The organism is Paenibacillus sp. J22FR21 (genome assembly GCF_056269135.1).
In genome coordinates this window covers 275,941-301,240 of record NZ_JBWDNJ010000002.1, presented here as the reverse complement: position 1 = coordinate 301,240, position 25,300 = coordinate 275,941, and the positions used below count along the sequence as shown (strand labels likewise).

General features: G+C 50.5%; 17 protein-coding genes. All 17 read right to left on the bottom strand.

The features are described 5' to 3' along the window. Positions 1 to 12: 12 nt before the first annotated feature. Positions 13 to 2,307, bottom strand: a complete 2,295-nt coding sequence (locus AC0YNS_RS07185; protein ID WP_475780336.1) for a putative baseplate assembly protein — start codon at positions 2,305 to 2,307, stop codon at positions 13 to 15. Between the two features lie 45 nt (positions 2,308 to 2,352). Continuing rightward, positions 2,353 to 5,436, bottom strand: a complete 3,084-nt coding sequence (locus AC0YNS_RS07180; protein ID WP_475780335.1) for a baseplate J/gp47 family protein — start codon at positions 5,434 to 5,436, stop codon at positions 2,353 to 2,355. 25 nt (positions 5,437 to 5,461) lie between these two features. Continuing rightward, positions 5,462 to 5,860 carry a GPW/gp25 family protein gene (locus AC0YNS_RS07175; protein ID WP_090977953.1) on the bottom strand — a complete coding sequence of 133 codons (399 nt, stop codon included), beginning with the start codon at positions 5,858 to 5,860 and terminating at the stop codon, positions 5,462 to 5,464. A gap of 32 nt (positions 5,861 to 5,892) precedes the next feature. Continuing rightward, positions 5,893 to 6,606 carry a phage baseplate assembly protein V gene (locus AC0YNS_RS07170; protein WP_475780334.1) on the bottom strand — a complete coding sequence of 238 codons (714 nt, stop codon included), beginning with the start codon at positions 6,604 to 6,606 and terminating at the stop codon, positions 5,893 to 5,895. Then, positions 6,603 to 7,703: a phage late control D family protein gene (locus tag AC0YNS_RS07165; protein ID WP_475780333.1), complete on the bottom strand. Its 1,101-nt coding sequence runs from the start codon at positions 7,701 to 7,703 to the stop codon at positions 6,603 to 6,605. The genes AC0YNS_RS07170 and AC0YNS_RS07165 overlap by 4 nt, the downstream gene beginning before the upstream one ends. 3 nt (positions 7,704 to 7,706) lie before the next feature. Next, positions 7,707 to 8,333, bottom strand: coding sequence for a CIS tube protein (locus tag AC0YNS_RS07160; RefSeq protein WP_090977947.1), 627 nt, complete (start codon positions 8,331 to 8,333; stop codon positions 7,707 to 7,709). Between the two features lie 30 nt (positions 8,334 to 8,363). Further along, entirely contained in the window at positions 8,364 to 12,743 is a 4,380-nt protein-coding gene (locus AC0YNS_RS07155; RefSeq protein ID WP_475780332.1) for a hypothetical protein, read from the bottom strand. 49 nt (positions 12,744 to 12,792) lie between these two features. Next, the gene (locus AC0YNS_RS07150; RefSeq protein WP_090977943.1) at positions 12,793 to 13,242 is read right to left on the bottom strand and encodes a phage tail protein; all 450 of its coding nucleotides are present in this window, start codon (positions 13,240 to 13,242) and stop codon (positions 12,793 to 12,795) included. A gap of 9 nt (positions 13,243 to 13,251) precedes the next feature. Next, on the bottom strand, positions 13,252 to 13,425 hold the full coding sequence (locus tag AC0YNS_RS07145; protein WP_256256138.1) for a DUF6760 family protein: 174 nt from the start codon (positions 13,423 to 13,425) through the stop codon (positions 13,252 to 13,254). A 20-nt stretch (positions 13,426 to 13,445) separates the two neighbouring features. Further along, positions 13,446 to 13,823 carry a hypothetical protein gene (locus tag AC0YNS_RS07140; RefSeq protein ID WP_090977939.1) on the bottom strand — a complete coding sequence of 126 codons (378 nt, stop codon included), beginning with the start codon at positions 13,821 to 13,823 and terminating at the stop codon, positions 13,446 to 13,448. 152 nt (positions 13,824 to 13,975) lie between these two features. Next, complete coding sequence (locus tag AC0YNS_RS07135) at positions 13,976 to 14,410, bottom strand: phage tail protein (protein WP_090977937.1); 435 nt, start codon at positions 14,408 to 14,410, stop codon at positions 13,976 to 13,978. A 167-nt stretch (positions 14,411 to 14,577) separates the two neighbouring features. Further along, positions 14,578 to 16,320 (bottom strand): phage tail sheath family protein, encoded by a 1,743-nt coding sequence (locus AC0YNS_RS07130; protein WP_475780331.1) that lies wholly within the window; start codon positions 16,318 to 16,320, stop codon positions 14,578 to 14,580. Positions 16,321 to 16,421: 101 nt separating this feature from the next. Beyond that, positions 16,422 to 17,216, bottom strand: coding sequence for a hypothetical protein (locus AC0YNS_RS07125; protein WP_475780330.1), 795 nt, complete (start codon positions 17,214 to 17,216; stop codon positions 16,422 to 16,424). A 13-nt stretch (positions 17,217 to 17,229) separates the two neighbouring features. Then, positions 17,230 to 17,766 carry a Pvc16 family protein gene (locus tag AC0YNS_RS07120; RefSeq protein ID WP_475780996.1) on the bottom strand — a complete coding sequence of 179 codons (537 nt, stop codon included), beginning with the start codon at positions 17,764 to 17,766 and terminating at the stop codon, positions 17,230 to 17,232. A 184-nt stretch (positions 17,767 to 17,950) separates the two neighbouring features. Continuing rightward, a complete protein-coding gene (locus tag AC0YNS_RS07115; protein WP_475780329.1) occupies positions 17,951 to 20,167 on the bottom strand; it encodes an AAA family ATPase in 2,217 nt (738 codons plus the stop codon). A 115-nt stretch (positions 20,168 to 20,282) separates the two neighbouring features. Then, complete coding sequence (locus tag AC0YNS_RS07110; RefSeq protein ID WP_475780328.1) at positions 20,283 to 21,974, bottom strand: methyl-accepting chemotaxis protein; 1,692 nt, start codon at positions 21,972 to 21,974, stop codon at positions 20,283 to 20,285. A 31-nt stretch (positions 21,975 to 22,005) separates the two neighbouring features. Next, entirely contained in the window at positions 22,006 to 25,191 is a 3,186-nt protein-coding gene (locus tag AC0YNS_RS07105) for a response regulator (protein ID WP_475780327.1), read from the bottom strand. Positions 25,192 to 25,300 lie beyond the last annotated feature (109 nt).

Below are 25,300 nucleotides of genomic sequence, written 5' to 3'. Positions count from 1 at the left end.
AGGCAACTCAACTTACAGGTTCGTTCTACTGATTAGTTCGATCTCATGCCCGGCGGAGTACACCAATCCATATGGAGGAAGCTCGATATCGCCACCGGAAGTTTTGGTCCAGCCATGTCCTTCAGCGTCTAACCATAATTCCTGAATATAAGCGACGCCTTTCATCTCATTCATGAGCCCGAACAAATCTCCTTTGTATACCGTTCTGCCAAAAGGCCACCCTTTCGAACCGTCTCGGCCATCAAGCGGCCTTAACAGCCTATTAAGCGCCATGACGATCTGCATGCTTTCATCTACAAAATGAGGCTCGACGACGATAATGGCATGTACCGTGATGCCGATATATTCAGGTGCAATGACATGGACTTCCGTCGTAATCAATCTTCGCTCATCCAGATGCCGTTGCACGCTCTCCAGAAATCCAATGCTCGGAGTCGGCGTAACTGCCGGACTGTATGGCACAACCGCTACGGTCAGTTGGCCCGGCGCTTGGTTACGCGGATAATCCTTTAGCCCTTTCATGTAGAGCGGCAGCGCCTTAACTCTCGCTACCCGAAGTCCTGGCGTATGACGAACGATATGCTCGACATCATCCGCCGTAACGGCCCGAAACGGCTCATGGAGTTCTCTACGAACGCGTTCGATGCAGGCTTCAAGCGATTCCGCTTCCGTTCCCCCTACAGCAAACTGATGATTCGTTACGGAAAGCGCTCCGAGAAGCTGCTCGCTTGACTCATTTAGCGAGACGATTTCAGTAATTAGATGGGGCTTCACGTTGCCGCGAGTTCCACCTCCCAGCAAACAGGCAATGACCCAAATATTCGGCTCATCGCATGCTTGCGGAACACTTCCGCGCTCATTATCGCCGAATCGAATCTCATGCTCCGCTGCGTCGAACAGGAAATGCCGATCCGTGGATGTCGAGTTGTCTAAGTTGTCCACTTCGGTCCAATCCTCCCACAGCCAGCTTCCGTCTTGAAGCTTCCGCCCGATCTGGAGTGTAAATCGGTTATTCTGCAACGGATAATCGTAGACAACTAACTTCTGTCTCGGCAACCCGTTGCTCTGCCCGATGATACACTGCTCACGGAATGCCTCAGTCTGGGCGATCACCCGAAGGGTTGTCTTATTTTGTTGTGGAAATGCCGGGCTTGGACTTCCCGCTCCGGCAATCAAGGTGACCACCGCTTCACCTGTTTCTATGTTCTGGTGCAGCTCGTAGTCTGTCGTTTCCCACAAATCGCTCCATCCGCCTAATCCTTGCTGGGATTGTACGCGTATGCAGCCGTTAGCGGCAAGGTACGACGAAACGATCACTTCATTGTTCTCTTCGCCGGTTAACTCAGCATGAAACAATTCACTAAATGTATATTGTTGGACGGCTTTTACCGTATTGAAGGCAATATGTTCGATCCGCGGCGGATTCTCGTAGCCCGATTGCTCAACCGTGCAGCAGAACCAATAACGTCCTCTGTCATTAGCCGGATGGACCATGACCGGTTTCATTCCATGAGGTACACGGAACGTGATCATCCCATTGTACATGAGCTGAACCGTATCATCGTGAATGAGCTCAAGCGGCATCCACGCGGATGGACCGCTACCGGCAGCGCCAATCGTACTGTCTTGTTGAATGTGCTCTGCACCGGCGAGTTCAGGAGGCGTACCGTTATTCCCATAAAACTTCCACGATACTTTAGCTGAGGGTACGATTGCCTTGCTTGCGTCGTCCACAGGGATAAGCGGAACCAACCCATCGTCGAATAACGAAATCGCCATGGTCAGCTCGTCCCCCGGCATCAGCTCAAGGTCAAAGGCGATGTACAGTCTGCTGCCTTGACGAGCTTCAGGGCCAAAAGCATAGAATGAAACGCCGACATGGTCGTTAGTAGATGTGTAATCATTCGCTTCTTTTTCTGTTCGAACGATGATGCGATCTATTCGGGCCGGATGCAGCCGGATCGCTTCTGTCGTTTCGAAGGGTTGATCCTGTGCCTGCAGCTTCGTGCCCTTCGGCAGCATGAGGGGCCGATCGGCACCTTGGAAGCTGACCTGCGTATGCGCGCGATGTGCCAGCTGCGGCTTTGCGCCGAGCAGCTTCAGAAACTTAAGTTGATTGCGCTCCGGAACGCGATTGATATAGAACTGCTGCATTTCGCTTAGCCATGCGAACAGCTCAATCATCGTAATGCCGGGATCATGCGCATTCTCGTCCGTCCACTCCGGCATAAACTTCGGAATTGCTTTACGCGCTTCCTCTACGATTTGCTGAAAGCGGCGATCATCTAAATTGGGTATCGGCAGCAAGACGTGCACCTCCTTTCTTGTTCGGTGCCGAAAGGCACGCTGGTATTAGCTCGTTGTTACTTTCACGGTATGCGTGCCGCTGCAGAGTAAAGCATGCGGGTACATGGATTGCTTGGACGGATCAATTTCGATGGTTGTGCCGTCTTCCGCCTTCAGCATGGAGATGTAGAGTTTATCGATATTTTTGATTGCACGAACAGATTTAAGCAGGGAATAGAAGAGCGATTCATGCAAGGTTTCGCCAATCTCCCAGCCTCGTCCGTCCAGCTTACCTCGTATTGGATCCAGAAATTGCGCAAGTCTTGTTTGGCACGCTGCCTCTGTAGGCAGCACATCGTCAAGCGACTCGACTGTAACGGAAACCGTAACAGATACATATAGAAATGCCGGCGCAATGACTTGAACCGACGGCAGATGAGAAACCGTGTTAGCAGCACGTTCGATCAAATATGCTTCGATTTGGCGTTTCAACGCGGGAAACAGCGCGAAACCGGAATCGCCCGGCTCCGATAATGCTACTAATGTAATCGAGCCTAGGCTGCGCTCCAGATGAACGTTCCGATTGGGCAGACATTTCACTTTAGCGAGCCCCGGATACGCCTCTCTTGCCAGCCATTCGAAGTCCTCAGCCGTTACGGCGCGACCTTGATGCTTCAGTCGCTGCGGTCCGCGAAGCAATGCTGCCTCGAGGTGCTCTGTATGGCAGCCTCCACCGGCTGCACTTGGATTGGTTGCACCGGCTATGAACGCGATGGATTGCAGCAATCCTGTAATCTCACCTGCCCCGACATTGCCTTCTGCTCCTGCCGTCACTTTGTAATTCACTCGAATACTGTCCGGACCGCCGCCTGGGACGGCGCGACCTCTAATTCCTTCACCGAAGGTAATGGTTCCTGCAGAACCGTCGAGTACATAATGACGATTCATTGCAGATGAAGTGAGGAACGATTCTACCCCGCTCCATTTAACCCATACGCGCTGCACTTGGCCTTCACTGTCATATAAGACCTCGATATCAGCAGGTACCAGCGACAGCTTCTCTTCTAATTCATGCATAGGCATCGTCTCGGTTTCATCGACCCAAACTTCCTCCGCGATGACCGGCGATCTGGATAATCGATAGACACCGCGAGTTCGCTCCGGCGTTTCTCCGGTAATCGTTCGCTGCTGCAGCACTTGAACGGCGTTCATATCCAGCCGCTTTGCAGCAGGTTTCGCTTGGTCCTCTAAATCATAACAACCGTCGCGGTTGACAGCACGTAACCAATAGCGTTCTCTGCCATAGAGCAGCGTCTGATGGAGCTCCGGCGGGCCTGCAAATTGTACGAGTCCGCTTTCTGTGAATCCGTTCGTCTCATCGATGACGGATAATGGCTTCCAATGTACCGATGTACCTTCGCGAACGAGCGCCTCCCACTCGATCCATGGCCGCTTCGAAGCGTCCCACTTCGATGGCTGCAGCGAAACCTGCATGGTAATCGGCCCTTTTAGCGGAGGCGAATCAAATCCGAATATAACAGCAGGATAGCTGCAATCAATGGGGTCAAATGGCCGAAACGGCTTGCCGCCGCCGCTTGCTTCTCTCGTCACTTCTCTCATTGCCGCATTATTGAACACGATAGCGGATGCTGCCGGGAAAGTGCGGTCCTCGTAATGGTATCGGAGCTTCAATTCATCCATCCACGGCGTGACATAAATCATTTCCGGTGCGTACATGTTGTCCATCGCGACGACACGTACACGAATCCAATAGTCAAACTGTGCATTGACGAAGGTTTGCTCTAAATCCTGAGGGCAATGCAGGGAAACGTTGCAGTTCAGGTCTTCATGCTCGGGCAGCTCGCTAAACAAGCTCTCATAACGTTCGCTTCCGGGAATTCGTACCCATCCGCTGCCGTTCCAATACTCCCATAGGACACGCTGAATCCGAATTTTCGGCGGATCCTTCTTCTCCAGCTCCGTACGACGCATAATCATGCGCCAACGAATTTCTGGGTCCGGCGCCGTGCGCAGGGCACTCGGCAATGTTTTCATCCTGAAGCTTAGATCAAGCCTGCCATCCCGTTTGCACAATGCTTCCTCACTGCTGATATAAAAGGTCGAATACGGCGCAAAATGCTCACCGAACGGATAAAATCCGTCATGGCTCAGCTCCATATCATTATGAATGAGCATCGTTGGCGGAATGCCGTCAACACCTTGGTTCGGGTCGAAGGCTGATGTTAACGACAACTGATCCAGCTCCAAGTCTTGAGCCAGAAGCGGATTAGCGCTCGCATCCATCACTTTCAGCCTGCAGCGGATATAACGGCCTTCGACGCCGCCGATTTCCACCGGATCGATCGGTCGAACCACTGTTTTATGTAAGGAAACCGTGTTTCCCGCACTCGTAATTTCGTCAAAAGGAACCCATTCGCCTTCGGAATGATACGTCCATTCCAGCAGCTCCGTATCTGCCATAGCAGCAGCCAGCTGAGGCTGTTTATACTTCTTCGCGGAATGGAACAGATTCACACGGATTGTCGCAGGATGGGTCGCTAAGAACAGGTCATCCTCACGGAAGTAGATGGCGTGCTCCTGCAGGTTCATGCCGTAGGCTGCCTGGAAGAGCGGCACTTCACCTTTTCCCTCGGCAAGCTTCTCCGTATACGATTCCGCGGATAACGTTATTGCATCTAGTGCCGGACTAATGCTTATGACATCTGTCAGTTTAGCCGGCGTTACGAGCATGGCCCGCTCACTCTCGAAGAGAAGCTCATCGCCACCGCTTGGTGATGGAGCTGTTAATTGCGTTCCGCGCGGAATCCATACCGGCTCCGTGGCCCCTTCATTAATTCGAAATACAACATGGGTTCGTGCAGGCCGCGCCGACTGAAGCTTCGTTTCCAGCATGTTAAGGAACGCAATAAAGTTCTTCTCCGGCGTCCGGTTAAGCCGTTTCGCATTCTCTTGCAGCATGTTCGCCGCCAAATAGAATAGTGCCGTGCCGGGGTCCGGGTCTTCAGGCGAGAATCGCCACTCCGGGGTATAGAAAGGGGCTGTCTCCTTCATCCAGCGGGCAAGAGCAGCCAGATCGCGCTTATCAATTGCCTGCGGCGCGCCTGCCCCGCTTCGGGTATTGTTCATCATGGTCTCCTGCTCCACCCTTTGTCATCTACTTCGTTCCTTCCTCCAAATAGAAAGGGTAGACCTGATTGAATAGATTGTTCGTGCTCCGGACGACATACGAAATATGGAGCAGCAGCTTGCCGGCTTCAGCACCGTCATGCTCCGCGTGAACCTCGACCTCATGTACGCGCGGCTCCCAGATTCGGATCGCCTCTTGAATGTTTGTCTCCAATAATCGCAGCGTCGTTTCGTCCGTCGTCTCGAACACGAACTCGTGAATGCCGCAGCCAAAATCAGGCCGCATGACACGCTCCCCTTTATTCGTCCACAGTATAATGCGAATGGCCTCCGCGATATCGTCTTCTTTCTCGGCCGTCTTGATTCGTCCCGTGGTGGAGTCGACTTCGATGGGAAATTTCCAGCCTCTACCCAGAAATGATGCCATGACCGCCTTCCCCCTCTTCTGCCTATCGCAGCCTAATTGATTTTGACCATTGCGCCTTTAATGTTGACGATGCCGTCAGACTTGATATCGACGGTGCCGCCGCCTTTAAGGTTCAGTGCTGCACTAGCTTCTATCTTGATCTGCGTCGATTTAATCGTGACTTCTTTCGAACTCGATATCGTCACATCGCCGGTGCCGGATATTTCGATCTTGGTGGACGAGCTCGTTAAGGTCAGCTTTCCCGAGCCGCTTCCCGCGATGGTGAGATTGTTTTTGCCGCTTTTGTCGGTCAGTTTGATTTCCTCGGTGCTGTCCGTAAATTCGATCTTGCTGCCTTTCTTGGTTTGCAGCGTTACTTTCTCTTTGGAGGACGTATCGTCGAAAATAAACTCATGTCCCGCTTTCGATTTAATCTTGCGGATATTGTTGTTCTCATCGCCTGCCGGTGCCGGATTGCTCTTGTTCCACAACGAACCGATGACATACGGCTGATTGAAATCGCCCATATGAAACGCGACCAACACCTCATCGTTTACTTCGGGAACGAACAAGCTTCCTCTGTCTTTGCCCCCCATAAAGGTAAGGCAGCGCACCCAGTCTGTCTCTTGCGTAATTTCGCGATGCGGAAATTTGAGCTTCACGCGGCCGATTTTGTCAGGGTCCTTATTATTCGTGACGACTGCAAGCATAACCCCTTCAATACCGCCTGAACCGCCGGAGCCGCCGCCGTACATGCCGTTACTCATATTGCATTTCCCCCTACCTCAAAGCTTGTCGTATATCCGGATGCGGAGATGGAGTGGCTGACTTCGGTGAGATACATCGGTTGATTGAATTTTGCGCCAAGCCCATCCAGTTTGATATAGCGGCCCGCACGAATTTCCGGAATCCCGATACTCTCGCCTGAGCCTGTGACCAAATCCATTGCCCGTTCATTCATCATCGCATCTGCCAGATCCTGCGCTTCCTGCATCGTCGTTGCATTGGTGTACACATATTCCTTGGTATAGTCCGCAAGCGCGCGCATAATGTCCTTCCCTGTACGGGAATTCGAACCAATGATGTCGACTTGACCGGAATTAGCTTCGATAGCCGTGGACGTTTTCGGATCAAACCCTCTGACGATCACTTGGCTCACCTGATTGGATATATCAACGCTGGTGGAGTAGCTGCGCAAGTTTTTCCCATACATGAGCGTAATGACCGGCGTCTTGGAGTTCTTCGATTCGCGAAAATACAGCGTCTTGCCCACGACAAAAAAATCGTAATCGTTCGACTTAGCCAGCTGTTTCAGAAACTGATAATCCGTCATCCGAATTTGCTCGATGATCGGCCTCATCACTGTCGTTGCATCCACAGACAGCTTCGCGCCATATTTAGCCCCGATTACCTTCACCACGTCGCTGTCCTTCTTCTCTTTCCAGGAGTTCGAGTGGGAGCCCTTCATCATGAGGAAAGAGATATCCATACCCGAGACGCTTACAGTCGGATTGCCGTCTGACGGATACTCCAGATCTACAGACGTAATAATGCCGTAGAACACCGTTTCCAGCTTATCGGTGTAGCCCATCTTAATCTCAACGTACTTGCCGACTGCCAGGAAGCTGTTAATCCATTGAAATTCACGGCGAACCGGATCGAATGCGTTCTGAACCGTAAAATGAAAGGAGTCCGCCTTCTGATTTACCGTCGTATTTACTTTGACCGACGAAATGGCTACACTTTGCCGAATCATGCTGTTGCCATCAATCACAATCTCAAAAGCAGGCGCAAAAAAATTGCGGTACTTCTGCTCCAGCGTGTCAAATTGATAGGTGCTGTTATCAAACTTTACGTCTGCCATAAGCTAGTCCAACCTCGGAACGATAATTTTGCGGCCGGTTCGCAGCTGTCTTGGATTGTCGATCCCGTTCGCTTCCGCAATGGCCCGCCATTCACCCGGATCCTCGTACTCCTCGGCAGCGATCATCCAGAGCTGGTCCCCTTGCTTCAGCGTCTTCTGCTTGGTCCGGTCAGCGGACTGGCGCGGAATATTCTGATACTGCTCCTTCATGCTTTGCAGGGCACGAAAGGTAACGTTCAGCGTTGCTCGAACAGGAAGACCGGAATCCAGAAACATCGTAAACTTCTGCGATACCCGTTCTACTACGCCTTTAAAATCCAACGAGCCCCATACGAATCGGCAGCTCGGAGGTGCATGCAAATCTTTATCGACATCAAGCAGCCTGGATACCTTTGCCGTAAGCAAACGGACATCCGTTGCTTTCTCGTACGTATCGAAGAACAGGTCCATGCTAAGCGTAGTCGCTTCGCCGCTAATAAATTGGGCAATCGGAGTTTGCAGCCCCGGTATGGTCTGCCATGCAAAATTGTTAGCCGATTCCAATGAATATTCGGCGGGATTGAACAGCACTTCAAGCTGCTCTTGGCCCGTGCCTTTTGTGACGATGATTTTTGCTTTCTTCAGTGCCATACCGCATTCGCTCCTCCTATCCCGTTATCGCTAGTAACCACTTCTTCGCTGTTCGAATTTCATTTTCTTCTCGAAAACTTTAAACACTTTATCCGCGATCGCATCCGGCTGCAGCTGCGGCATATTCATCAGCATCTGCTGAACCTGCTTCACGTCGATGGTCGGCGCTGGCGGAGGCTTCATCGCAGCAACGCTTTGCCTCACCGTTTCGGCTGCCGCGGCTGCGGCCGCAGCCTTGGAAGCATGATGCTGCATCACCGGCGAAGAGATGCTCCTCGTGAAATCCGGCTCCGCCTGATTTGTAGGCTTCGCAGCATAATGAAGCGTAGGCTGAGCCGGCAGTTTCGCAGACTTAAATTGTGAGTCCATTTGCCGCTGAGTTAACGGAGCTTGCGTCGATGGCATCATTTGCTTCGGCACTGCTTGATGATTCACTAGTAAACTAGCAGGTTTGAACGGTGTCATAGCTGTCTCAGTTCGTGCAGCCGTTTGTCGCTGAATGAGAACACCGGCTTGTCTGGCTGCTGTTGCTGCAGTGACTGCCAGTGTCGCGGCAGCCGCTGGCGGGTTCGTTGAAGCTGCGTTCCGCTCTGAAGCCGGAATCCGTGACGTCGCGGCTGACCTCGTTCCGATCACCCTTGGTGCTTGAGCAATCATGCGATGCTGAAGCATTCTCCCCGTTGTTGTTAAGACCGCTCGCTGCAACGGTGCAGAAGAGGCCGATTGGTTTGGCATTGTTTGCTGTGCGCGACCGGCGCTGGCTGGTGATGTAGCTCGGCCGTGGATTATCGCAGCGCCATCGCCTTCAGATTGCGTAGCCGCGCGACGTTGTACCAGCTCATCGCCGCTTGGCTGCGAACCGTCTCTTCGCGTCGTAACTGTCTTCGATTGATAGACAACCTGCGATGCTTTGCTGGCAGCAGCTGCTTCCGTTGAATGCGATTCTATCGAAGCCGGCGCTGCTTGACGGCGCTGTACTAGAATGGAACGTGAGGCTCCATAATCTGCGGTATCTGCTTTACCGTGTTGAGTACTTTGCCGGCGCTGAACCAGTCTGCCTGCGAATTTCGCTGCACCGGGTTGATTTAATCCGTTAGGCTGTTCCCTAATGATAGCTTGTTGCATCAGCTTACCGGATCTATAGATGATTCTCCCTAAAGATCGGGATTCTATGTCAGTTACATTCGATGCAGTCGGTGAAATTGCTCGTCGTTGAACGAGCGGTAGGGCTGGGTCTGAAATCGATAGATTCGAATCCGACGTCGGCATTGCTTGAGCATTCGTTCGTCCGTCGCTTCTTTGCTGTTCCTTAGTTTGATGCTCCGAAACAGATGCTTGGTTAGTGCCTATTGGTTGAACAATATGACTTTGTTGAACTGAAGCGCCATGTGAATGCCGTTGCTTCGCCGCAATAACAGTTGTGTTCGCACCTGTCTGTGTGATAGGACGACGCTGTACGAGTACCAAGCTTTTGTTTCCGGCGTTGCGAGCGCGCTCAACAAGTGATCCCCTTGCAGATGCTGCTTTTATCTCTCTTCCATCATTGAACTGCACTTGATTCATAGTAGTTCTACTAGTCTTTGATGGAGGCTTCAACTCCGTCTTATCTGCACTGCTGCCAGTTTGGTTTCTCGCTTCTGGCTGCGTAAGATCCCTTGAAGTCGTTTCAACAGAACTGCTCCGTTGAACCAGCATCAATCCCTGATCACCTGCTTTGCGTACTCTTTCGGCAAGTGTGCCGCGGGCTCGCTCCAGCACCTTATCCCATTCTGCGAGATCGTTCTGAGCTTCAACTTTCGGTTGAATCGGTACCCTTATACTTTCCTTATTGCCTGTGAAATCTAAGGATGGCGCATCCACAACCTGCTGTTTGTCTCTACGATCGAACTTCTTTGTTTTGTTCTGCTTCTCTGAGAGAGCTGAATCCATATGTGATGATTTCGGTTTCGTAGTGTTCGCTGATAGACGATTGACAATCCGTTCCGTACGAACGCCCCCCGGCGTTGTTGGAGTTGTCACGGTTAATAAGCGAAGGCGATTGACAAACAGGATCGTGCCCCATTTTGCCCCATCCGTTAATGCACCTTTTGCCGAAGGCCCTATGTTTGTTTGTTTGGAAGGTGTCTCATCGGCAGGAAGAGCGCTGGATATTTGTCGTTTGTTGTTGTTCGGTAGATTCAATCTGTCTAATTCAGTTACTCGGCTTGATTTTGCTATAATCACTTGGTTAGAAGGTTTAGCTTCGGAACCGTTTGTCGAAGCACTACTCGATGTCAACTGTTCAAGTGGCCCGGATTTCGCAGCCGGTAACGCTGTATGATCTCGATTGACCGAGAAGGAATTGCTAGGCCGATCACGATGTAGAATATGCGTTGGAGCTATTATTCTCATTTGTGAAACGATAAGTTTTCCATGAACCGTCTGAAGCTCTCGACGAACTGCGTTGTGAAGTTCTGAATTCGTTCTTAGCGAATTCTTTCTTAGCGAATTCGTTCTGGCCGAAGCAGTTTGAATAACTTGAATTCTCTTCCCTGACAGCGGCAGCGCGATAGGACTATCGAAACCTGCTGCGTTTCTGCGCTGTATCATTGCAAGCACAGGATGAACCCATCTATCAGCAGTTTGATTGTTATTCAATTGCTGAATAGGAGTCACATGAAACTGCTTCACAGACCTGCGAACCATAGACAGCCTCTCAGCCGTCAAGGATGTGTCGGTGGAAACTGATTCCCCCAACCTTCTGCGGAGTGTCATCGTTACCGGTTTGCGATTTAATCGTTGCTCGCGCTTCGCAGTAGAATCTAACGGTCGCCGCTGCAGTGTTTCTGAAAGGGCTATTCCCTCATTCGGCACCGTCTTGTTGGTATCCGTAGATACTTGTCTAGTACCAGCTGGTAGACTGGCGATCGTGTTCTCTGCTCGCGGTAATTCGGAAGATTGTTGCGCATCTTGATGTCGTATAGCTGCTGAACGAGTAGTTCTAGAAGCAGCTTGTTGACGATCTTGCACGATAGGTAGTGCTTGCTTCGCTTTCTCATCACGTGCAGCCAGCGCAGCGGCTAAAGGCAATCCTGCATCTCCGATGCGCCCAAGCAAGACGCGAACTGCGCCTTCCATCCAATTGGGCTGTTGATTGTGCTCGCCGATAGAGGTCATCCGCCAAACCATGCCACTGGCATCACGCTGCCATAACGGCTTCTGTGTCTGCCAATTCAGTTGCCCTCGAACTTTACCAGCCTTCACCTCGGATTCATCCTCGGACTTCATTGTAGGACTCGGGCTTCCTGTTACGATGTTTCGAGGCGCATTTGACATACGCATTCCGGCATATCGGTTTAGCAGTGACCCGATTTGAAGCAATAGAACAGCTGCCTTCCCTTCATCCTCCTGTGCCAGGCGCTGACCGATTACCGGTGAAGCAGCTATTGCTCGGAGTCTGCCTGCCATTCGCTTCGTTTCCGTCCAGTCCAGCACATCACCGAACAAATCAGCTACGCGATTGTCCTGATCTAGCGAAACCTGATTAGCTAACACGCGAACGCTATCGTCACCTCTTGCTCGATTCGAACCTTGAAGCTCAACCTTCGCTGACCCAGCACGCTCTACTGGTGTCGTTTCTGATCGTGATTGCTCCGTCCGTCTCGCATCCGCATGCGCCTGCTCCGAACGCGCTTCATCCAACTTCGCCCGCTCAGACCGTATCACATCCGCACGTGACTGCTCTGTTCGCGCTAGATTTGCCTGCACCTGCTCCGTTCGCGCTAGTTCCGCCTGCGCTTGCTCAGTCCGTGCTTCATCCGCTCGCAGCGACTTAACCCGCGCCTCTTCCGGCTTCAATTGCTCCGTCCGTGCCGCATCCTCCCTGGACAGCTCGCTCCGTTGCTTCGCTCCCTTAGCGTTACCTGCATCCGTCCGCTCCGCTTTAACTTGTTCTGCCTTCGCAGCAGCAGCACCATCGGAGCTGATTTCCTTCCGCACTCGCTCGGACCTACGATCCAGTGTTCGAACATCCAATCTTGTCCCGATCGAACCCGTAATCAGCCGTTCGTTCGCTTCATGATTGGCGATCGCCTTTCGCTCAGACTCCTGCCTAACTTGCACAGCAGCCTGGCGGATGATCTTCTGCGCCAGCGTCAGCCATTCGCGCTCTTTCGCTTCCCATTGCACGTTGAGTGGCATGAGCAGCTGCAGTTTCAAAGCAATTTGCTGTAGAATCGTCGGCGGTAATTGAGGAAGGGTCTCTCCTCCGGAATCAGACTCGCGAAGCGTTAACGGTAATCGTCCCCACTGGTCACGGCGTACGAAACGATACTTATCACGGATGGAAGCTCCGAAAGCCTGATTTGCCTCTGGCCCGTCCTGTCGCAATTGCAGCGGCTTCCCTATTCCCCCGTGTTGTCCTCGTCTCATTCGCTCGCCCCCTTCCGGTCTGTACGCACTGACTCTCTTCCATTACGATTTACTTCTTATAAATGGTCTTCAGCCCGTTATGAACTAGCTCCAACGTTTCAATCGCCACATCACTCTGCGATGCATTCAATGTAGGTCCACTCCATTTCACCGGATAGGCATCAAAGAAATTCCATCTACAAAGCTCTTCACCCGACAAATGCTGCAAAATAATGGAACCGCTCTTGCGAACCACTTTGCCTGCCATGACGCCCGCATACCAATCCCATAAACTGCTGGAGCTTGTAATGCCTCGTCTTAGCATAATAGGTGAGAATCGGGTCGATTTAGGCAGCTTATGAACAAAACCGTTCTGACCGCCTTCGCGAAATTCTTCAATTTCAACCTCAGCTTCCAAACCGCTGACCTCGGTGAAACCGCCTGCAAGAATCCCGTCCAGCTCTACCCAGAAACGAAACACGCCTCCGACGACATTAACTCCATGCGCTGCAGCACTCAATCGCTATCGTCACCTCTTCTTAAACACATCAAATACGTTCGGTTTCTCGGAATCGTCATTCAGCTTCCGGTTAATTCGCGAAATTTCCTCACACCATCGCCGCCGCTCCCGATGCTCCATATTCATGATGTCATCATGCGGCCAGTGAAAGTAATACGCGATAAAACCAGATTCCTCATACAACTTCTCGATCGGATAGCCCGTTAAAGGCTTTCCGTTACGGACAAAAAATCCACATCCACCTCAAAATCATGCTCGCATTTCGGGCAAGCGGTATGCACCTTCGGTGCTTCCATGTCATTGATTTGGCGGTATACATGCTGTAAGTAAGCGAGATCAGCCGTGAACAGCCGCTCGATAATTTTCGTATCAATATGCTTCAAATCACCTAATCGCGTGATGACGCGAGCAAGTAAAATGACAGTCAAGTAACCCGGGTTTTGTTGAACGCGCGGATCGCGCATCGGTAAAATTTCATCAGCTGCAGTAGCAAGCCGAATGACGCCGCGCTTGTGCAGCGTGCCATTATCGTCTACGTAGCCCCGAGGGAGCTCAAATTCATATTCCGTTTGAAACGCCATGCTTGGTTCCCTCCGTTATCTTTCATCAAATTGCAAATTACCAAGATACACCATGAACGAGGCAGAAGCGGAAAACAAGAGATGAGCGGAGCTTATATACGCCCGCATCCATCCCTTGTTCTCGTCAAAAAGCTTCTGTATTAGCGTTGCTGTTATGCTGTGCGTGTCATGCCTTCATGCGCCAATTCCACGAATTCAATCGCTACTTCAGCGCCAGTACCGTTAAAGCTTGGAGCGGAGTATTTCACCGGCCATGCTTCAATAACCTGCCAAGTAGCAACGTCGCCGCCTTCTTCATCGATGGCGATAATCGTTACGGTTTTGCGCTCAATCGTTCCTTCGATGCACTCCTGCATCCAATCGTACAGATCCATGGAATCTGTCGAGCCCCATTTAAGAGAAATATTGCCGTATTTCGCTAGGCCCGGAAGTTTGCGCGGAGTGATGACTTCATTGCCTTCACGGTATTCGATTACGTCAAGTGACGCTTCAAATCCGGATACTTCGCTGAAGCCGGCTTGTTGAATGCCTTCAATTTCAATTCGGAATCTAAAATTGCGGTATGGATCATTGCGTTCGCCTGGCATGGTTATCCCCTTCCATCAAAATGATCTGAACTGCTCTCACTCAAAGTGCCGTACTGCTATAACTGACGAATGCTGCATGTCCAATCTTTGGATCGTACACGCAAACCAATCGTCAACTGACGAATGCTGCATGTCCGATCTTTGGATCGTACACGCAAACCAATCGTCTATTCGGAGCCGGTTTTCTGAGTGATGCGGAATATAACGAACTCTGCCGGTTTCACAGGTGCGACACCGATTACGCAAACAAGTCGGCCGTTGTCGATATCATCCTGCGTCATCGTTTCGCGGCCAATGTTAATGTAGAACGCTTCCGATGCACTGTTCCCAAGCAAAGCGCCGTCACGCCAAACGCGTGTCAAGAAGGCGTCAATTGTCCGTTGTACACGTGCCCACAGCTGATCATTGTTCGGTTCAAAGACGACCCAGTTCGTGCCGTTCTTGATGGATTCCTCCAAGAAAATAAACAAGCGGCGTACGTTGACATATTTCCATAAGCCATTGGACGAACAGGTGCGTGCACCCCATACGCGCGTGCCTTGACCTGTGAAATGACGGATCAAGTTAACGCCAGCCGGGTTCAGAATGTCCTGCTCCCCTTTGTTGTATTGCACTTCCAAGCCCACTACGCCGCGAAGCACTTCGTTGGCCGGAGCTTTCTGGACGCCGCGCGTCTGATCGGAACGGGAGTAAATCCCCGCAACCGTACCGGATGGCGGAATGAATATATTGCGTTTGTCCAGCGGATCAAACACCTGCAGCCAAGGATTGTACATCGCACAATAGCTGGAATCGAAGATATTCCGGTGCGTCATAACGTCCGCTACTTTTGTTTTCTCACGCGGGATATCAAGAATGGCAAAGCGGCTGCCAAGATTCTCACAATGGGCAACGAGTGCCAATTGTACGTTAGGATCTGTTACACCTGGTACAGCCATAATGCTGACAACGTCGTTATCGATGAATGCCTGAATACCCGTTCTCTTACCAGGACCACGGTCTTCACCCATAAAGTCGCCTGCGCTAAGATTAGCAAGGGAGCCGTCGCTGCCACCGCCGAAGATTACGTCGTATTTGCCCGCTTCTTCAGGCAATCCGCTGATGACAGTGAAAGGCGCTATCGCTTCTCCTGCAGTACCTTGGCTCAAATCTTGCGCCGTTACGATACCGGAACGGGCCAGAATTTTGACTACATGGTTTGCTGCGGATACGTTCAGCGACAGCTTCTCGAAGGTCTCGATTTCGTCGCCGGAGAAAATATGAATCGTAAACTCGCTTGTCGTAAGCACTTTAGTCGGAAGCAGCTGGTTGTCTACAACATCTGCTTCTCCGGAAAGCGGTGACTCAAGCTCGATTAGGTTGTCTTGTGAGGAGAGGATGCGATTGTATTGCTTGCCTGTGCCGTCATCGAATGCAACAACATCGCCGGGGTTAAAGCCAGCATTGTTCTTGACGCGGTAACGCTTCGACTCGCCCGGCGTACCGAGCACTTCATAAATTTGTGTCTTTGCTTTGCTTGACGGAACGATTCCGACGCGAATCTGATTGCCCCACGCACCCGGGTTCTTAGCCGTAAGCGCAAGAACTGCCGATTCCGGTGTAGTGTTGCTGGCTGGCTTAGCATCCGAAGGTGCTACGCGCATGACATAACAACGTGAGCCCCCGTTCGTAAAGAACTGATCCACTGCGTAAGCTAGAAAACGATACGATCCGAAAGCATTCTCGGACAAGTAAGAGCCGAACACCCGCTGGAATTCAGCGATACTTGTTACGAGCTGCGGCAAGCCTTCCACGGCACCGCGTTGCGCAAGACCAATAAATCCGGCCGTGCTTGTGCTTGCCCCTTCAAGCGGCTGAGCACCACTCTCAAACTCTTCGACATACACTCCAGGCGACAAATATTCTGCCATATGCCCCTCCCGCTTACTTTACTTTATTTAAGATAAACTGATACCCCGCACCTAAGGCACTGGACGGCATCAATGAACCTACACACAGGTCAGATGTTGCTCTATGTAAGAATTAATGGATCTAGAATTGGATTTCGTCCTGCTTGAAGGTTATGTACGCTCTCATGTTTGAGCCGTTGACTGTTGACGCTAACCTCAACCTTAAGCGTCGAACTAGCCATCGGAGGACGAAACACGATACGGAACTCACCTGAAGCATCACAAATTGCGGTTATTATCGGCAGCAGCAAGCTTCCTCTGGGGACGGCGGATTGAAGCGGATTGGATAACTTAACTTTACGTCGATCCGCACCGAAGCCTCCAATTTCACATTCTTCTATTACTTGCCCATCTCTGCTGCGTATCTCATAACGATCGCCTTCGGATACCTTTCCGAGTATCGGAGCCGTTTCAATTTCGGTTGAACCGGGTAATGCATCAGCAGTAAGTCTGGCCTTCGCGCCGCGCTCGTCACAGAGAGCGGCCCGCACCGCAATGCCTACAAGGGACTTCCCTGCTGCACTATGCAATCGCCCTGTCAATACAGTGGCATCAGGAGGCAGTGGATATGAACGTCCGGGAAGCAGAGAGACCGTAACGATCGGATCAAGCGGATTAAGCTCTGCCAGATTAATCGTGAGCACCTGCTTGCTATAGATCGTCGAGTTAATCGTGATGATTGCCGGATCCCGCACCAAATCGGTAAATACCCAAAGCCCTTCTCCCATCTTCACAATCGGTTTGGTCAAATGAGCGCCTTCCACTTGAAGCGAAACAGAAGAAGGAACAGGCTTCAAACCTGTATAAGCATCCCGCAGCAGAAGCACTACAGAGCAGCGCGTCTTGTGTATTCCCAAAGAAACGCCCTCCTTACCCTTTCTCTTCGAGCTTGATATGACGCTCCACGACACGTGTAGTCGATTTCAATCTGGTGGAGTCCACGTTCACCGGTCCTACCCGAATCGGCAGTGACATCTTATAAGGCATATCGCCGAAGTTCCAAAGCCCTGTCAGAATATCTACGGGAAGCGATTCCACGACAACCCTTAATTCCTCATTGCTTTCTGCCAGCGACCCTTGCAAGTAGCCCCCGCGAACGATTGCATTATCATGCAGCACCTGCATGGCACGTCCGATTATGACATGTTCGTCAAGCGTCCTAGACTGCAAATCTGCGCTGGAATAAGGAGTCAAGATATAGTGCAAATCTACTGCCATAGGAGGAAATTGCAGCATACCGCTTCCCCGAGCTTGCATTTCGTTGCGCCTAGCCTCGCTGTTCTCCGTAATTCGATAGAGATAGAGCGATAGAACAAGATCGCCTTTATCTGCAGGCGATGCCATTCCGATCAGTTCGGATTGTGCTACAGGTTCCGGTGTCATATTCTCTCGCAGCAGCTTAAGCAGTGACGCACCGGCATCTGCGATCGCGGAATAAGTCCCGATAACTATCCCTCCGTAGCCGCCAAATCAGGCAATATGTAATTCGTCAATATTCAACAAAGTTCATCAAAATATACCAAACTATTTTCCTATTATATCGCTTAAAATGTCGGATGACCACGGAAATTTGCTAGATTGCTGCCAATTATTAAAAAAAGCTGTCCCACTCACTGTTTACAAGTATTTTCCCTGTTTTTTTCAGTTCTTGTCGTGCGGAAGCGACCAGTTCTCGCATGCCGACGGGGCGACCTGCAGCCGCCGCCATGAAGGCTGCCGTAAGCACAATATTCTTGATATTTCCGCCTGCGACCTCGATTCTGGCAGCCAGGGCAGCGAAATCAATATCGCTCGCAAGCGGCGTCGCTGCTGGGAACATCGTACGCCACAGCTTCTCACGATGCTCGGCGTCCGGAAACGGAAACTTAACGACTATGTTGATTCTTCTAAGGAAAGCATCATCTATGTTTTGCTGGAAATTAGTTGCCAGTATGGAGACACCCTCGTATTCTTCCATCTTCTGAAGCAGGTAGGCGGTTTCCACGTTGGCATATTTGTCATGTGCGTCTTTTACCTCAGATCGTTTGCCAAACAGGGCGTCAGACTCATCGAAGAATAGGATGGCATTCGTTCGCTGGGCCTCCTTGAAAATTTCATGCAGGTTCTTCTCGGTCTCCCCGATATATTTGCTAATCACTTGAGAGAGATCGATTTTGTATGCCTCAAGTCGCAGTTCATTGGCTGCAACCTCAGCTGCCATTGTCTTACCTGTTCCGGGCGGTCCGGCGAACATCATACTGAGTCCTTTGCCATAGGACAGCTTCCGGTCAAATCCCCATGTTCCATATACATCGCGCCGGTACTTCATCATATTGCAAGCCTGTCGCAACAAATCGAGATGCTCATGCGGGAGGATCAGATCCTCGAACGTATAACGCGGATTCAGCTTCTTCGCTTTCTTCTCTAGTTCATGGTTCAACTGCACAGCTGCCCCCCGCTCGAAATGCACCTCTTCCGTATAATCCGCACCTTCATGCTCGGCAAGCCGCTTCGCCTCATGAATAGCACGATTAATTTGCCCGGGAGTGAGTCTGAATTTATCCGCCATCGCTTCCGCTGATTCGGATGCTGCAGCGCTTTCCTCTCCCCAGATCCGCCACAGCATTCGCTGCTCTTCAATCGTTGGCGGCGTCAGCTCCACCTGGTAGATAACGGACTGTTTCGGCACAGGCAATTCGCTGTAATGAGCACGTTCCCGCGAAAGCCACAGCAACAGTCCGCCGCTTCGGCGGATCCATTGCTCGATAACAGTACGATACATCGCCAGCTTGCCATCCGGAGCCATGAAGTGATCGCCTCCGGCAATGCCGACAATGGCATCTGTCAGCTTCGCCTCACGAAACAATTGATGCAGAACCATGGACGGCTTGAGGCGCTCGGCTTCCAGGCTATCCCCTTGCAGCAGCAGCAACGGACGATTCAATGCGGCAGCCAAATGCTTGGCATGCAATTGCTTCCCTGATCCGCCGGCACCATACAAATGCAGTACGGCCGGTTTGCCTGCCTCAAGATGCAGCTCCGCAAAGCGGCGCATCTCACCTTGCTTGGATGCGCCGATAAGAAGCGGTTGAAGCTCTGCGACTTCACCACCACCATCTATTTCGCGGTCAACATCACCTTCAAAACGATTGACCCACCCCTCAAGCCGGCCATCACACGACTCGGCCTCAAGCAAGAATGAAACGATACGTCCATCCAGCCGCAGCGGCCGCGCAAGCGTTGATATTCCATCGCCCTCATCGGCCATGAGCAGCCAGCGCTGCAGCCGCTGATCCGCTTGGAAGGATGACCTTGCGGAATAACGCTCCGATTCACTGTCGCATAACAGCCGAAGTGCCAAATCAACTGTCGGCAGCTTATTTGTCACATCATCCTGCAAATACCCGTACAGCTTCTCGTATTTGCGGCTATACTCCGGCGCAAGGGCCATAACGACAACTGCTTGCTCGAATCGATTGAGGTTAAAGCGCCTCACAAGCAGCGCTAAAGCAGGCTGCCAGCCATCAGCCGTTTCTTCGGCTAAGCGGAGCCGTTCAGCTATAACCTCGCTAAGCACAGTAATTTCGTCTTGCATTCCTGCAAGTGACGACGGCAGCTCCCCAATAATCCCCGCTTCACCATTGCCATTAGTCCGGAGCAAACGCTGCACTTCATCATCCGTAATGAGCAGCCCTCGCATCGGATCCAGCGGGTTCTCATCGCCCTCCAGCTCTATCTTGCATTGCAGCTTGAATGCTATCATGAGGTCGAGCTTATGAAGCTCGTCGCTCCAATGCTCCAAGCCGCTCGTATAAGGTTGTAGCTTCATCGCGCTTTATCGACTCCATTCGTGCAGTTTCGTCACCATTCTGCCTCTATCTTACACTGAAAGAGAGCTCTCTACGAGAGCTCTCTTTCAGTCGTTTATTCCATTCTGCCGGGCATCAGCTAAGCTTAAATCCGTTTAGAACGGCATGCAGATCGTCAGCCAGCTTCGTCAGCTCCAAGGAAGCAGATGAAATCTCCTCCATCGTAGCCAACTGCTCCTCAGTTGCTGCCGAATTGTTCTGACAGGACGCTGCTACCTCGTTGCTGGCTGCAGCAACGGTCTCCGCCATGCGAACAATACTGCGGCTAGATTCCGCTAGTTCGCTTGTTGTCTCAGACGTATTCTGAACACGCGTAGATACAGCTTCAATGCTTATCTCGATCGATTGGAACAACCGGTTAACCTGCGTTGTCTTGATAAGCCCGCTGCTTGCTTTCTTCGATACATTGTTCATGCTCACAACAGCCTGATTCACGCGGCTCAATATCTCTTGGATCAGTTCAGTAATTTGCTGTGCTGACACTTTCGACTGCTCTGCCAGCTTGCGGATCTCCAGTGCGACAACGGCAAATCCTCTGCCATGCTCCCCGGCACGCGACGCTTCTATCGATGCGTTAAGCGCGAGCAGATTCGTCCGGTTAGCCACTTCAGAGATCATGCTCGTTATCCCGCCAATCTCTTGGGACTGCTTTTCTAGCGATAAAATAACTCCTGAAGCATCCTGTACATGCTCATGGATATCTTTCATTTCATGAAGCACTTCTTTAATAGAATGGGTCCCCTGCGTCGAAGATTCGGAAGCGGCGGATGCAAGCTTGGCTACTTCCTCATTGGCTGCCGATACGCTGCCGATACCCTCGGACATGCGAGAAATGGCATGGATAGCAGATGCCAGCTGCTCCTGCTCCCGCTCTGCACGAATGGCAATAAACTGCGTCGCCTCTACGATATTCTCCGTCGCTCGCGTGGTCTGTTCCGCGCTCTCACTAAGCTGCTCGGAGGAGAATGACACTTGTTTGGCCGTCCCCATTGCTCTGGTAAGAATCGATCTTAAATTTGCAATCATGAGATTGAATGATGATGCCAGTTCGGCCAGCTCTCCTTGCGTGCGAATTTCAAGATCGCGGCTTAAATCGCCGCGTCCATCGGCAATTTCACGGAGCTGGTTATTAATTACTTTAAGCGGTCTTGTAATGGAGCGAGTGAGCAGCAATCCCAGAATAATAGCGGCAAGCAGCGTTGCTACAAATAGACTCAACATCCATAGATTTTGAGTTTTCTCCTCTTGATCGCGGTCAATGACATCAGCAGCCATCTCAGAATCGATGCTGGCTAGCAGCGCATCATTAATCGTCTCAATGTCTTTGCGCTCTGACCGTTCATCGCCCAAATGCAGCTCCAGCGCTTCCTTGCTCTTACCCGCATTCATAAACGTCAACGATTGCGTACTGGATTGATAGAATTTCTCAAACATCACTTTTATTTGTTCAATGGCTTCTTTATTCTCTTCATCTAAAGTCGGGTTAGCGAGAATCTTCGCAAGCAAAGCTTCAACTGCTTTGTACTTATCCGCGATTTGACTTTCAAACTGCTTATCTTTAGACAATAGGAAGGCACGCTCATCGTTAGACATTCCGGTAATCGTATTCTGCAATGATTTGAGCTGATATCGAATATCCCCATCCTGCAGCATCTCTGTATACGCCGACTTGGTGTGAGTCATATGCGTATAAGTAAGTAAACCAAGCGTGACCATCAGAACAATAACAATTGCAAAAGACCCAAGCAGCTTCGTACGAATATTCATACCAAATTACCCCCTATTGTTGACTGACTGTTTAGCATTGTACTTCCTCAGGAATGGAATCTAAAGTCTGGCGTAATATGCGTTGAACCTCCAGCAATTGATTTTTGCAGTTTGCTGTGTCTTCGATCAACACCTCCTCGAAGTGCGCCGCAGCTTGTGCAAGCTCATCCGCCATTAAATTGCGCGCAACTCCGATTAACGTATGTACATCCCGCTTCACTTTCGTAATATTTCCTTCTTCCAAATCTACTAAGGCATGTCCTGTAAAATGTTCATACTCCTTCTTAAACAGCTTCAGCACATGATTCATGATGGCTGTGTTGCCATCCAATCGCTCTCGTAGTTTATCCAGCGGAATTCCCGCAGGAGCACTCTTCATCGGCAGCCATTTCTGAATGACGGTCAGCAGCTGGTTAATATCAAGCGGTTTAAGTATCACTTCGTTCATACCTGACGCCATGTACATCTCATGATCTTCTTTGAGCACATTAGCCGTTAGAGCCACGATTGGAATCGTTTTGAATGCATCATTGCAGCGAATCTGCGTCGTTGTCTCCACGCCATCCATTTCCGGCATGAAAATATCCATCAGAACCAGATCCACCTTAGTCGTCTCCAGCAGCTCAAGCGCCTCATGTCCGGAACTTGCCACGGTGACTTGAAATCCATGCATCAGCAGTGTTTCACGCGCTACCTGCTGATTAATGAAATTGTCTTCAACGAGCAGCAAATGGATCGACTTGCTCTTTACGATGAATGAATCACTAAGTTCTGATCGATGCTTGAGCGATGGATACAGCAGCGAATTTAAAGTGCGGAACAGCTCCTTGCGGCTAATCGGCTTAATGAGCATGTCATCGGGATAATCGTCCTTCATCATCGAAAGCAGCTCTTCTCTCGCATAAGCTGTCGATAATGTAATGATATGTATGCCTCGTTTTCTAGTAATGCGTATTAGCTCTTCCCAAGAATAATGACCGTACATATCGTCAATTTCCATATCCAGAACGATGCAGGATACCGGTCCAAGCACCTCATTCTTCTCTTCCAGCTGCTTGAACATACTGCTCCAATTGTTCGCTGCAGAGACCAGGCACGAGAAAGACTCCAGCATCTGGCTCAAGCTCTCTTGCGCAACTTCATGGTCCTCGACTACAAGCACATGAAGCGGTCCGCCGATCAGGGTTAGATCCCAGCTGTCCGGGTTACAATTTTGCACGATCGGAAACTCCAGCGAGAACGAAAACTTGCTCCCGATTCCCCACATACTCTCAACTTGCAGCTCACCGCCCATCAAGCTGACAAGCTGATAGGCAATCGACAAGCCGAGTCCGGTTCCGCCGTGCTGATTCAAATAATTGCCCTGCCAGAACGGTTCGAACAGCCTGCTAATCTGCTCCTCCGAGAGGCCGATTCCGGTATCCTCAACAAGGAAACGCAGTGACAACGCACTGTCTGTCTGCTTCTCAAGCTCCACTCGAATGCGAACATACCCAAGCTCCGTAAACTTAATCGCATTGCTGCACAAGTTCAGCAGGGTCTGCTTCATGCGAAGCGGATCACCAAGCACAAGGTCAGGAAGCTCAGCTGGGGTATCCAGTATTATTTCAATTTGCTTCTTGTCCATTAACACACTGAGCGTATTTGTAATTTCACAAAGCATGTCGTCCATATTGAACGAGATTTGCTCCAGCATCATCTTGTTCGCTTCGAGCTTGGAAAGATCCAATATATCGTTAATCAATCCGAGCAGCAAATGCGAGGAAGAAATGATTTTGTCCGTGTAATCCTTCTGTACGAACGACAACTCCGTATTGAGCAGCAATCGTGAAAGTCCAATGATTCCATTAAGTGGTGTTCGGATTTCATGGCTCACTTTGGCCATAATTTGGCTTTTTGCTTTATTAGCTTGATCGGCTTCTTGTCTTCGCTTTAATGCGGATAGGTCATGCAGTGTCGCCGTAAGGCCGACAACCGTTAGATCAGATCCAATAATCGGTGAGAGCGTGACATAATAATCGATCGTTTGTCCTGTTTTCACTCTGATCGTCGCCTCAAACACTTCTACCTGCAAGTTGGAGAGCGCGCTTGCAAACTTCGCGTCCCACCCTGCCCAATCCTCGATGTTGAGCACCTCATGCACATTGCTGAGCTGCGGCATTTCCTGGCATTCGAATACGCTCAAGCCTTTTGCATTAATGGAAATAATCTCGCCTTGCGGGGTCAAGCTTACGATGCAATCCTGCGAGCACTCTACAATGACCTTGTAACGCTCCTCACTCTCCTTGATGCGATCTTGCGCGGCTTTCAGCTCAGTAATATCAGTGACCGAGCCAATCACACTTGTAACAACGCCATTGGTATAGACGGGACACAGACGTGTCATGAAAATCCCGCCTTCTATGCTCAATTCATAACTTTGCATCCTTCCCTTCCAGGCATCGATATAACGTTCCTCTAGGAAACGGTTTGTTTCCTGAGAGAGCGCTGTTACTTCTTCTATCGATTTACCAAGAAAATCGGATGGCTTCATTGCCATATGCGGCATCAGCTGTCCCCCCATGACGGAGAATACGAAGCTGTTTTTACCGCGTATTAATTTAAAAGAGAATCCGGGCTGGTTGGTCAGCATTTCGGATAAATCGGTTTTGACCCCTTGAAGCTCCGCCCGATAGGCATCTGAGCTCAGTAGATATTGCAAGAAAGCGGCAACAAGCGCACCACCTAACAAGACATAACAAGACCAGAGAATTAATTCAGATTCAAACGTGATTGCATCAAATAACAAATTATAAGTGAGGATTAAAAGAAGGGGGGATATGATCATCAGACACCATCGTGCCCAATAATTTGCGACAAATCGGTTCAGAACGGCGCAGATGAAGAGAATTAAGAAACCGATACTCGTAAAGTGGTAAAAGTAGATAGCATTATGCATGGCTCGGTACACCATTATCGAGATAAAAGTAATAATCGCTCCGAACGGTCCACCAAGCTCAGCAGCTATGAAGATAGCAATTGTCCTCAGATCGACTGATATCCCATGTCCGATGTCATAGCCGAACTGACCTAAGAGAATAGCAGCCAAGCCGTTAGATATACCCATGACGATTATGAGCCGCAAGCGGGAGCCCGACTTTAGTTTGACATATAAGCGCGTAATGAGGAATACGCACAGTCCCAATAAGGTAAAATTAAACAATAAATCCTGATACATGTAATTCCCTCCTCTTATTCGACGCGAAAGGAGATAGACTGACACGATTCGACATTATATAATGATAGTTACAACGATACTTAACCTGTCCGAAAATTACAAGACTATG